Annotated in this window: 8 protein-coding genes; 4 read left to right on the plus strand and 4 right to left on the minus strand. The window is 71.0% G+C overall.

The window, feature by feature from the left end; all coding sequences use genetic code 11:
* Positions 1 to 143: 143 nt before the first annotated feature.
* On the plus strand, positions 144 to 3,437 hold the full coding sequence (locus ABT078_RS33100; RefSeq protein ID WP_351234360.1) for an AfsR/SARP family transcriptional regulator: 3,294 nt from the start codon (positions 144 to 146) through the stop codon (positions 3,435 to 3,437).
* A 100-nt stretch (positions 3,438 to 3,537) separates the two neighbouring features.
* Here ABT078_RS33100 and ABT078_RS33105 read toward each other — a convergent pair whose 3' ends face one another.
* The 3 genes from ABT078_RS33105 to ABT078_RS33115 form a co-directional block, all read right to left on the minus strand.
* On the minus strand, positions 3,538 to 4,305 hold the full coding sequence (locus tag ABT078_RS33105) for an SDR family oxidoreductase (protein WP_351234362.1): 768 nt from the start codon (positions 4,303 to 4,305) through the stop codon (positions 3,538 to 3,540).
* A gap of 81 nt (positions 4,306 to 4,386) precedes the next feature.
* On the minus strand, positions 4,387 to 4,833 hold the full coding sequence (locus tag ABT078_RS33110; protein ID WP_351234364.1) for a nitroreductase family deazaflavin-dependent oxidoreductase: 447 nt from the start codon (positions 4,831 to 4,833) through the stop codon (positions 4,387 to 4,389).
* A gap of 23 nt (positions 4,834 to 4,856) precedes the next feature.
* Positions 4,857 to 6,218 (minus strand): FAD-dependent oxidoreductase, encoded by a 1,362-nt coding sequence (locus ABT078_RS33115; RefSeq protein ID WP_351234366.1) that lies wholly within the window; start codon positions 6,216 to 6,218, stop codon positions 4,857 to 4,859.
* Positions 6,219 to 6,474: 256 nt separating this feature from the next.
* Between ABT078_RS33115 and ABT078_RS33120 the strand changes: the two genes are divergently transcribed.
* Together ABT078_RS33120 and ABT078_RS33125 are read left to right on the plus strand one after the other, a co-directional pair.
* Positions 6,475 to 7,785 carry a flavin monoamine oxidase family protein gene (locus ABT078_RS33120; protein WP_351234368.1) on the plus strand — a complete coding sequence of 437 codons (1,311 nt, stop codon included), beginning with the start codon at positions 6,475 to 6,477 and terminating at the stop codon, positions 7,783 to 7,785.
* A gap of 58 nt (positions 7,786 to 7,843) precedes the next feature.
* Positions 7,844 to 8,332: a pyridoxamine 5'-phosphate oxidase family protein gene (locus tag ABT078_RS33125; protein WP_351234370.1), complete on the plus strand. Its 489-nt coding sequence runs from the start codon at positions 7,844 to 7,846 to the stop codon at positions 8,330 to 8,332.
* Between the two features lie 190 nt (positions 8,333 to 8,522).
* On the opposite strand, the gene ABT078_RS33130 is transcribed toward ABT078_RS33125, so the two are convergent.
* A complete protein-coding gene (locus tag ABT078_RS33130; protein WP_351234372.1) occupies positions 8,523 to 8,930 on the minus strand; it encodes a YybH family protein in 408 nt (135 codons plus the stop codon).
* Between the two features lie 205 nt (positions 8,931 to 9,135).
* On the opposite strand from ABT078_RS33130, the gene ABT078_RS33135 reads away from it, so the two are divergent.
* Positions 9,136 to 10,928, plus strand: a 1,793-nt coding sequence (locus ABT078_RS33135) for a type I polyketide synthase (protein ID WP_502981426.1), incomplete at its 3' end; no start/stop codon positions are given.

A 10,928-nucleotide genomic window follows, 5' to 3' on the forward strand; every position in this document is an offset into this window, starting at 1 on the left:
GCGCGCGGGCCCTTGAGGTCGGCTGTCGGTCCGCTGTCGGAACGCCGTCGATGTGCCGTAGGTGCACCGCCGGAGGTGCTGCCGGTGCACCGCCGGTGCGCTGACACACCAGGCGATGACCGGCCCGCACTACGGTGACTGCCATGCGTTTCGGGGTACTGGGTCCGTTGGCCGTCTGGACGGCGGACGGCGAACTTGTCGTCGTACCGGAGTCCAAGGTCCGCGCTCTGCTCGCGGCTCTGCTGGTGGACCCGGGCCGGGTCGTCTCCGCGGACCGGCTCGTCGAGGACCTCTGGGGCGAGGAGCAGCCGGCCAACCCCGCCGGAGCGCTGCAGACCCGGGTGTCGCGGCTGCGGCGCGCCCTGACCCGGGCCGGGGGCCGGGGCCTCGTGGTCCACCGCCCGCCGGGGTATCTGCTGGGCGTCGCGGACGGCTCGGTGGACTCGGACCGGTTCGTCGCGCTGACCCGCCGGGCCCGTACGGCGGACGGTGCGCACGAGCGGGCCTCCCTGCTGACCGAGGCGCTGTCGCTGTGGCGCGGGCCCGCGTTCGCCGACTTCGCGGACGAGCCGTTCGTCCGTGCGGCGGTGGCCCGGCTCGAGGAGCAGCGCCTGCTGGCGCTGGAGGAGCAGGCCGAAGCCCGCCTGGAACTGGGCGAACACAGCCTGCTGGCCGGGGAGCTGGGCGATCTCGCGGGCCGGCATCCGCTGCGGGAGCGCCTGCGCGCCGCCCACATGCGTGCGCTGTACGGGGCGGGGCGCCCGAGCGAGGCCCTGGACAGCTACCACGAGCTCCGGCGCCGCCTGGACGAGGAGCTGGGCCTCGAACCGGGCACCGAGCTGGTGGCGCTGCACCGGGAGATCCTGCGGCAGGACCCGGGCCTGCCGGCGACGCCCGTGGACGCCGCGGCGCCGCCCCGTCCCCGGACGAACCTGCCCACCCCGGTGACCGATCTGATCGGGCGGTCGGAGTCGGTGTCCGAGGTCCGCGGCATGCTGGAGTCCGGCAGGCTGGTGACCCTGACCGGCCCCGGCGGGGTCGGCAAGACACGTCTCGCCGTGGAGATCGCGACCCGGCTGGCCGGGTCCTTCGCGGACGGTGCCTGGCTGGTGGAGCTGGCCACACAGGCGCATCCCGCCGAGCCGGGTCCTGCCGACTCGGTGGACGCACTGGCCGAGGTGGTCGCCGCCACCCTGGGGATACGGGACGACACGAGCCCCGGGCCCATGCCCGCCGGGCGGCCCCACACGCTGATCGACCGCCTGGCCGGGGCGCTGCGCGGAAAGCGGCTGCTGCTGGTCCTGGACAACTGCGAGCACGTCGTCGAACCGGCCGCGCGGCTGGCGGAGGCGCTGCTGCGGGGCGCGCCGGACGTACGGATCCTGGCCACCAGCCAGGAGCCGCTGGACATCGCCGGTGAGCGACTGTGGTCGGTGCCGCCGCTGGACCTCCCGGCGCCCGCCGCCGCGCCGTCGGTGCTGCGGCAGTCGAGCGCGGTCCAGCTGTTCGAGGCGAGGGCGGCGGCCGTGTCGCCCGGTTTCGCGATCACCGAGGAGAACGCGGGTGCGGTGGCGGCGATCTGCCGGCGTCTGGACGGGATTCCGCTCGCCCTGGAGCTGGCCTCCACACGGGTGCGGGTGCTGGGTGTGCAGGAGCTCGCGGAGCGTCTCGACGACCGGTTCCGGCTGCTGACGGGCGGACACCGGGGCGCTCCGGCGCGGCAGCAGACACTGCGGGCGATGATCGACTGGAGCTGGGAACTGCTCACGGCCGCCGAGCAGATCGTGCTGCGGCGGCTGGCGGTGCACTCCGACGGCTGCACGCTGGAGGCCGCCGAAACGGTCTGTGCCGGGAACGGTGTGAAGCCGTCCGAGGTGGTGGACCTGCTGGCCCGGCTCGTGGACCGCTCACTGGTCCTGGTCGCGCACGACGCCGACGGTCCCCGGTACCGGCTGCTGGAGTCGGTGGCGGCGTACTGCCTGGAGCGACTGCGGGCGAGCGACCACGAGCAGGTGCGGCGCGCTCATGCCCACTACTACGTCTCGTTCGCGGAGGGCGCCGACGCGTTCCTGCGCGGCGCGGACCAGCAGCGGTGGCTGCGGCGGCTGGACGTCGAGACGGCGAACGTCCGCAGCGCGCTCGACGGCGCCGCAGCCGACGGTGACGCGGCCGTGGCGCTGCGGCTGGTGCGGGCGATGAGCTGGTACTGGTTCCTGCGCGGACGTCTGACCGAGGCGAAGCGTTCGCTGGCCATGGCGCTGGCCGTGCCCGGTGGTGCGGCTGGTGGTACGCCTGCCGGCGCGCCCGAGTCGCCGGGCGCACCTCGTGCGCCCGGCACCTCCGTGGAGCCGGCAGTGGCGTGGCGGGCCGGGATGAGCATGCTGTCGGGCGACGAGGCCGACCCCGCCTGGGAGGGCGGTGCCGTACGGACGCTGTACGAGGACATCGGCGACCCGCACGAGCGCGCCAGGGCGGGCTGGTTCCTCGGCTTCGCCATGACCAAGTTCGGTGACATGGCGGTGGGCGAGTACCTGACGGACCGGGTGCTGGCCGAGTTCCGTGCGCTGGACGACCGCTGGGGCATCGCGGCCGTCCTCAGCACGCGCGGCATGCAGCGGTACGTGTGCGGTGACCTGAAGCTGTCCCGGCGGGACGGCGAGGAGAGCCTGGCCCTGTTCCGCGAAGTCGGCGACCGGTGGGGGCAGTTGCAGGCGATGGCGGTGCTCGGCAGGCTGGCCGAGATCGCCGGGGACTACGCGTCGGCGGGCCGGTGGCACCGGGACGGTCTGCGTGTGGCGGAGGACCTCGGGCTGTGGACGGAGGCGTCCGTCCGGTGGTCGGAACTCGGCCGGATCGCTCTGCTGACGGGGGACCATGCCCGCGCGGAGGAGTTCCATGAGCGGGGTCGCCGACTGGCGGTCGAGCAGGGGGACAGGCCGGCCGAGGAGTTCGCGGAGGTGGGGCTCGCTCTGGGCGCGCGGCGCCAGGGACGGCTGGACGAGGCGGAGGCCCATCTGCGGAACTGGCTGGAGTGGAACAGACAGTTCGACGCGGAGTACGGTGCGGCGCTGATCCTTGCCGAGCTCGGCTTCATCGCGGAGCTGCACGGGGACGCTCAGGGGGCGCTGGCCCTCCACGAGGACGGGCTGGCCGCGGCGCGGGACACCGGCGATCCTCGGGCGATCGCCCTGGCACTGGAGGGACTCGCCGGTGCGCATGCGCTGGCGGGGCGTCATGCACGGGCCGCCCGGCTGCTGGGGGCCGCCGCGGCGGCACGCGCGTCGGTGGGCGCTCCACTGCCGGCGGCGGAGCGGGGCGATGTGGACCGGGTGACGGCGGTGGTGCGGGCGGCTCTCGGGGACGAGGACTTCGAGGCCGCGTTCGGCGCGGGCGCGGAGCCGGGATGGGGCGTGGAGCTGTCGTCGCTCTGCGGGTGACGGCTGCGCGGCCCGGGCCGTCCGCGGAGGACGGCTCACCGCCTCCGTGACCGGCAGAGCCGTCGTGGAGGCGGTGAGCCGTGGGTCGAGCAGGCGGACGTCACGCGGCGGCGGGGATGATGCCCTGGGCGAGGCCGCCGTCGACGACCAGCTCGACGCCGGTGGTGAAGGTGGCCTCGAAGGCGAGGAACAGCGTGGCCGCGGCGATCTCCGAGATCGTGCCGTGCCGCTTCATCGGGCTGATCTCGTTCATCTCCTTCTCGTGGGCGTCCTTCTCCTCGTCGGGCATCGCCGGGTAGCCCATGGACGGGGTCTTGATCGGCCCCGGGCTCAGCGAGTTGACGCGGATTCCGCGCGGCATCAGCTCGGCGGCGAAGCCCTTGGCGAAGGTGCGCAGGGCCGCCTTGGCGCCGCCGTAGACCGTGATGCCCGGGTACCCCATGTTGTCGGCGATCGAGGTGGTGAAGAGCACCGCGCCGCCGTCGTCGATCAGCGGTGCGAGCTGCTGCACCGTGAAGAAGGCGCCCTTGGTGTTGATGTCGAAGATGCGGTCGTAGCCCTCCTCGGTGACCTGGTCGTAGGGCACGAGCTCGGCGATGCCGACGTTGACGTGGACGAAGTCGATACGGCCGAGCTTCTCCTCGACGGTGCCGCGCAGCGCCCTGACCTCGTCGATGCGGGCGGCGTCGGAGCGCACGACGTGCGCGGCCCGGCCCTTCAGCTCGGCACGCGCCGCTTCGATGTTCTTCTCGTTGAGGCCGGTGACGAGGACTTCCGCGCCCTCGTCCAGGAGGGCCTTGGCGACGCCGAGGCCCATGCCGTGGGTGCCCCCGGTGATGACGGCCTTCTTGCCCGCGTACTTGCTCATTACTCTCCTCGTCGGATGCGCGTGGTCGGATGCGCCTGCTCGGATGCGCCGGGACAGATGCGGCTGGTCGGATGCGGTTGGTCAGATGCGCTCGAGGACGACGACCGGAATGACACGGCGGGTCCTGGCTTCGTACGTGTGGTAAATGGGGGCCTGGTCGGTCATCAGCTTCCACAGACGTGCCCGCTCCTCGCCCTCCGCGGTGGACGCACGGACGGCGAACCTCTCCGCGAGGACCTGCACCTGTACCTCCGGGTTCGCGACCACGTTCAGGTACCACTGGGGATGCGTGTGCGTGATGGCCGAGCCGGATGCCACGAGGATGCAGCGGCCGTCGTCCTCGCCGAAGAACAGGCCGGTGCGGTAGAGCTTGCCGCTCCTGCGGCCCTTGTAGGTGAGGATGAGATTGGTGCAGCCACCCTCCATGTAGCCGCTCTGGCCGTTGGTGGCGATGTAGCGGCGCACATGCTCCTCGACCGACCGGTCGGGGCTGTCCGCGACCGGTGCGTCGGCATCCCAGGCTGACATTGCTGTTCTCCTTGTCCGGATCTCTACAACTCGATCCCGGCACTCTCGGCGGCCCCGGACGCCCGCAGGACGCGATGCATCAGGCCGGGCTCCAGGAGCGCGTCGGGGGCGTCGACGAGGCCGAACACCCGCAGGAAGGCGCGAGTGACGTCCTCGTCGTGCACGGCGGCCTTCTGCACCAACGACATGTAGGCGAGGAAGAGCCGGGTCTTCGGGGTCCGCTCCCCCTCGACGCCGGGGAAGGCCAGGTCGCCGCCGACCATCAGTTCCCACGGTCCGTCGACGGACTCTCGGGCCAGGTCGCGGAGGTACTGCAGCGGGTCGAGCGGCGCGTCGGCCGAGACGTGCCGGCGGATGGTGAGCGCGGCGAGGGCGGCGACCGCCATGCCCTGCGCGTACGCCGGGTTGAAGCTGCACACGCCGTCGCCGGTGACCAGCAGGCCGTCGGGGAAGCGGGTCATGGTCTCGTAGCGGCGGCGCTGATTGGCGGGGAAGCGGTACGCGACGGGGTCGCCGACGGGTTCGAGTCCCTGGACCGTCTCGTGGATGTCCTGGAGTCGCAGGGACCGGACGAAGGCGTCGAAGCCCTCGGGATCTGCCGGGGGATGGTCGCCGAGGATTCCGTACGCGGTGACGATCACCTGGCCGCCCTCCTGCTTCGCGGCTATCGCGCCGCGCGGGGCAGTGGGTGAGGAGACGACCGCGATGGATATCTCGTCCTTCTCGTAGGGGTCTTCGCGGATCCGGTAGAGGCGGGAGGCATAGCCCAGTCCGATCTTCCTGCGCTCCTCCTCGACCCGCTCGTAGCCCAGCTCCTGCAGCCAGACGGGCGTGCGCGAACCGCGCCCAGTGGCGTCGACGACCAGGTCGGAGTCGAGGACCCGCGTCCCGCCTCCCTCCGCGCCGTGCCGCGACACCCGGACTCCGGTGATCCGGCCGCGGTCGGCCGTGGCCTCCAGGCCTACGACGTCGTGCTCCTCGAGGAAGGAGATCCGCGGTGTGTCCAGGACCCGGTTCCGGACGTGGCTCTCGAAGAAGGGGCGGGTGACGGTCAGCGCCGTGAGACCGGTCTGCGCCTTCGCCAGGCGCTTCCCGTTCAGATACCAGCGGATGTTCTCGCCCATGTCGCCGACCGCTCCGCCGTCGGCGACGATCTGCTTCGTCATTCCGGGAAACAGCTCTTCGATGATCTGCTGTCCCCTGGCCTGCAGTCCGTGCACCTGACGGCCCTGCGGCACACCGCGCCGAGGTTCGGTCACTCCGGCGAGTATGTCGCGGTCGACCACGACGACTTCGGCGAACGAGTCCGCCAGGACACGAGCCGCTAACAGTCCCGCCATGCTTCCGCCGAGCACGACGGCGCGGTTTGTCTTCAGATTCGGCATTGCGGCAACTCCCTTGAATCCTTGGGGGAGAATCGTCGACTGGCTCTCCCGGCCAAGGTATGCGGGGCCCGGCCATCACCGACTCACCGCGCTCATCAAGCATTGCAGACGCCGCCCACTGCACGGTAATCAACGGATCGTATGTCTTTTTCTCCCGAATAGATTACCGGTCCATGACCGCAGGCAATAGCGGGCACGGTTAGGTTGGCGCCAAACAGCCCCTACGCTTCCGCTCCTTCTGCCGAAGAGAGGCACCATGACAAATGATCGTGAATTCGACGCGATAGTCATCGGCGCCGGCTTTGCCGGGGTCACCGCCGCACGTGAGCTCAACGCCCGGGGGCTGCGGCCGCTCGTGCTGGAGGCGCGCCACCGCATCGGCGGGCGCACATGGACGGACACGTTCGACGGTGTGATGATCGAGTACGGCGGCGGCTGGTTCTCGCCCCGCCAGGAGCTCGCGATGAAGGAGCTCGGGCGGTACGGCATTCCGCTGGTCAAGGACGTCCTGCCGGTGCCGGAGTGGGCCGTCTTCCCCACCGGGGACGGGAAGCTCGAATCGTTCGACGGCGGTGAAGCCCTGGGCCGCCTCGGCGAGCTGCTGACCATCATCTTCGAGCGCTCCGACGAGCTCCTCCCCGATCCGCACGACCCGCTCGCCGCCGGGGAGAGGATCCGGGCCGTCGCCGGGCAGTCGCTGCGCGAGCGCCTCGACGGGCTGGAGCTCGCCCCGCGCGACGACAAATGGATCAACACGCTGGTGGCCGGCTTCTCCGGCGGCTACAGCAAGAACGGCGCGTACGAGGCCCTCGCCCAGTGGTGGCAGCTGGCGGGCGGCGAACTGGCCGGCTGGATCACCATCGAGGGCCAGGCCCCGGCGTCCGGCATGTCGGCCCTGGCCCAGGAGATCCTCAACGACGCGCAGGCGCGGCTGCATCTCCACACGCCCGTCACCCGCATCGCCGACGACGGCCGGCTCGTACACGTGACCACCGCGTCGGGGAAGCGGTTCTCCGCCCCGGTCGCCGTGGTCGCCACGCCCACGAACGTATGGCGGACCATCGACTTCGAGCCGGGCCTGCCCGCCGCGCACGCCGAGGTGGCCGCGCAGGGCATCAGCGTGCCGCACAGCAGCCGCGTCTGGTTGCGGGTGCGCGGCGGCTTCGGTCCTGTGCATGTGCGCGACGACGAGGGCGGCCTGCTCACACCGATGTTCACGCACGCCGTGCTCGACGACGGCGAGCAGCTGCTGACCGGCTACAGCCAGCACCCGGACTTCGACCCGTCCCGGCCGGACCACATACGGGACCTGCTGGCCCGGCTGCTTCCGCAGGCCGAGCTCGTGGCCTACAAGGCGCACGACTGGGGCCGCGACCCGTACGCGCTCGGCGGCTGGGCGCTGCGCAGGCCCGGCCAGCTGTTCCGGCTTCCGGAGCTCCAGCAGCCGCACGGCCGTGTCACCTTCGCCAACGACGGCATCGCGAACGGCTGGCACGGCTTTGTGGACGGCGCGATCGAGACCGGTTTCCGGGCGGCCGAGCAGGCGACCGTGATCGCGTCCAGGTGACCCCTGCAGGAACTACCGACAGAACTCCGAGATCCGAGAAGGACGAGGACACAGGACCGTGGCGACGCGAGTAGAGGAATTCGCCGAACTGCAGGACGAGTTCCACCAGTACGTCAAGGACATCGTCTACTGTTCGCTGATCACCGTCGACAGGAAGGGGCGGCCGCGCGCACGGGTGCTGCTGCCGATCTGGGAGGTCGTCGACGGCCGCCCGGTCGGCTGGATCGCCGCGTACAAGACGCCCGTGAAGACCGCCCACATCCGCAACAACCCGCATGTCACGTGCTCGTACTGGAGTCCGCGGCAGAACGCCGCCTACGTCGACAGCGTGGCGCGATGGGTGGAGGACGAGAACGTCAAGCGGGACGTGTGGGAGCTGTACCGGAAGGGCTCCCCGCCCGGTGTCGGCTACGACCCGATCCACTACTGGAAGGGCGGGCCGACGGATCCGGAGTACGGGCTGCTGCGCATGGATCCGTTCCGTGTGCAGGTCCTACGCGGCCGGGACATGAGGAGCAGGATCTGGCAGCCGGAGGATGCGGGCTGACGCCCTTGCGCAACAAACGGAACAAATCAACAAACACGCAAACGGGCAGCCGCAGAGGCGCACAGGGGCACAGGGGCACAGGGGCACAGGGGCACAGGGGCACACGAGGACGGCGTCCGGGGGATTCCCGGACGCCGTCCTCGTTCGGCCTTGCTCGGCCGCCTTGCGCGGCCTCGTCGGAGCGCTCCGCTCAGACCTCGCTGAACGGCTCGTCGATCGCGTAACGCCATGTGCCGTCGCTGCCACGACGCAGGACGTCGAGACCGACACCCTCGAAACGCTCCGGCGCCCCGTCCTTGTCCTTGCTCTCGATGTTCCAGTCCACGACGAGCAGGGCGGTGTCGGGCGTCACGTACGAGTGGCGGATCTTCGCTTCCATCTTCGGACCCGCCGCCAGGAATTCCCGGACCGAATCCTTCCGCTCCTGGCCGGAGATCGGCTTGCCCGGCTCCCAGACCGCAACGGCCTCCTCCGTGTACATCTCGTTCACCGCGTCGACGTCGCCGGCGTTGAACACCCGCACATAGTGCGCCACATGCTCCTCGACGTCGCGCGTGCGCTGTGCACGAGCATCTGCAGTGTCCTGATTCGCTGCCATGGCGAATTACTCCCGCTCGATTGAGGGACAAGGCATTCCACGAACTCGGCGAAAACTTATCCCGCAGCGACACACCGGCTATACATCGCCAGGTAATGCATTGAGTTACCGGCACATTACCGCGCACTGGCGGGGGCCAATGAATCCCCTAGTAGGGTCGGTGAAAGCCGAATACGAATCGCTTAATGCTTTGTGGGGGTCAGCTGTGGAGCACAATGATTCGATCGCTGTCGTCGGGCTTTCCTGCCGGCTGCCGGGAGCGGCGGATCACACGGCCTTCTGGGAGCTCCTGCACACCGGATCGAGTGCCGTCTCCGAAGCCCCCGAGGGCCGTTGGGCCCCGGAGGCCGGGGTACCCACGGGTCTGCGCGGCGGATTCCTCGACGGCGTAGAGGACTTCGACGCCGGCTTCTTCGGGATCTCGCCCCGCGAAGCCGCCGCGATGGATCCACAGCAGCGACTGGTGCTCGAACTCACCTGGGAGGCGCTGGAGGACGCCGGGATCGTCCCCTCCACGCTTCGGGACACCCCGACCTCCGTCTTCGTCGGCACCTTGCGCGACGACTACGCCGGCCTGCTCTACCAGTACGGGACCAAGGCCGTCACCCAGCACACGATGACGGGCGTGAACCGGGGCGTCATCGCCAACCGCGTCTCGTACCACCTGGGTCTGCGGGGCCCGAGCCTCACCGTGGACGCCGCCCAGTCCTCGTCGCTCGTCGCCGTCCATCTCGCCTGCGAGAGCCTGCGCAGCGGCGAGTCGGCGACGGCCGTCGCCGTCGGCGTCAATCTGAACCTCCTCGCCGAGAACGTCGTAACGGAGGAACGTTTCGGCGCGCTCTCGCCCGACGGCACGACCTACGCCTTCGACGCCCGCGCCAACGGTTTCGTGCCCGGCGAGGGCTGCGCCGTGGTGATCCTCAAGCCGCTGGCCCGTGCCCTCGCCGACGGCGACCGGATCCACGGCGTGATCCGCGCCGGCGCGGTCAACAACGACGGGGCCACCGAGGTCCTGACCCGGCCCAGCGCCGCCGCCCAGGAGCAGGTCCTGCGGCTGGCGTACGAGCGGGCCGGCGTCGACCCGCGGGCCGTCCAGTACGTGGAGCTCCACGGCACGGGCACCCCGGTCGGCGACCCGGTCGAGGCGGCGGCGCTCGGCGCGGCCCTCGGCGCAGGGCGGGACGCGGACTCGGCACTGCGTGTCGGCTCGGTCAAGACCAACATCGGCCACCTGGAAGGCGCCGCGGGCATCGCGGGCCTGGTCAAGGTGCTGCTCGCCCTCTCGCACCGCGAGCTCCCGCCGAGCCTCAACTTCGAGACGCCGAACCCGCGGATTCCGCTGCCCGAGCTCGGCCTTGCCGTGCAGCGCGAACTGAGCGCGTGGCCGCACCCGGACCGTGAACTGATCGCGGGCGTCAGCTCGTTCGGCATGGGCGGCACCAACTGCCATCTGGTCGTCTCCGAGGCACCTGACACCGAACGGTCCCGGGCGGGCGAGTCGGCTCCGGCTGCGACGGCGGCCCCCGCTGTCCGGGCAGTCCCAGCTGCGCCGGCCTTCCCCGCTGTCACCGCTGTCCCCGCTGTGCTGCCCTGGGTGATCTCCGGGCAGAGCGACGCTGCCCTGCGGGCCCAGGCCGAGCGCCTGACGGCCCACGTCGAGCGGCATCCCGGGCACAGCGCCGCCGACCTGGGCCTGTCGCTGGCCTCGTCCCGTACGGCCTTCGACCGCCGCGCCGTCGTGGTCGGTTCGGATGCGGCGCGGCTGATCGGCGGTGTACGCGCCTTGGCGGACGGCATACCCGCCGCCGACGTGGTGACCGGCACGGCGGAGCCGGGGAAGCTGGCGTTCCTGTTCACCGGGCAGGGCAGCCAGCGAACAGGCATGGGACGGGAGTTGTACAAAGCGTTCCCGGCCTTCGCCGCCGCCTACGACGAGGCCGTCGCCGCCCTCGACCCACTCCTCGCCCGTCCACTGACCGACGTCATCACCAACAGCGA

The organism is Streptomyces sp. NPDC002133 (assembly GCF_040296405.1).
Lineage (GTDB): Bacteria > Actinomycetota > Actinomycetes > Streptomycetales > Streptomycetaceae > Streptomyces.

What these genes read in the sequence shown, in the direction of transcription:
- ABT078_RS33100 (WP_351234360.1), top strand. Translation starts at nt 144, where the DNA reads ATGCGTTTCGGGGTACTGGGTCCGTTGGCCGTCTGGACGGCGGACGGC.
- ABT078_RS33105 (WP_351234362.1), bottom strand. Translation starts at nt 4,305, where the DNA reads ATGAGCAAGTACGCGGGCAAGAAGGCCGTCATCACCGGGGGCACCCAC.
- ABT078_RS33110 (WP_351234364.1), bottom strand. Translation starts at nt 4,833, where the DNA reads ATGTCAGCCTGGGATGCCGACGCACCGGTCGCGGACAGCCCCGACCGG.
- ABT078_RS33115 (WP_351234366.1), bottom strand. Translation starts at nt 6,218, where the DNA reads ATGCCGAATCTGAAGACAAACCGCGCCGTCGTGCTCGGCGGAAGCATG.
- ABT078_RS33120 (WP_351234368.1), top strand. Translation starts at nt 6,475, where the DNA reads ATGACAAATGATCGTGAATTCGACGCGATAGTCATCGGCGCCGGCTTT.
- ABT078_RS33130 (WP_351234372.1), bottom strand. Translation starts at nt 8,930, where the DNA reads ATGGCAGCGAATCAGGACACTGCAGATGCTCGTGCACAGCGCACGCGC.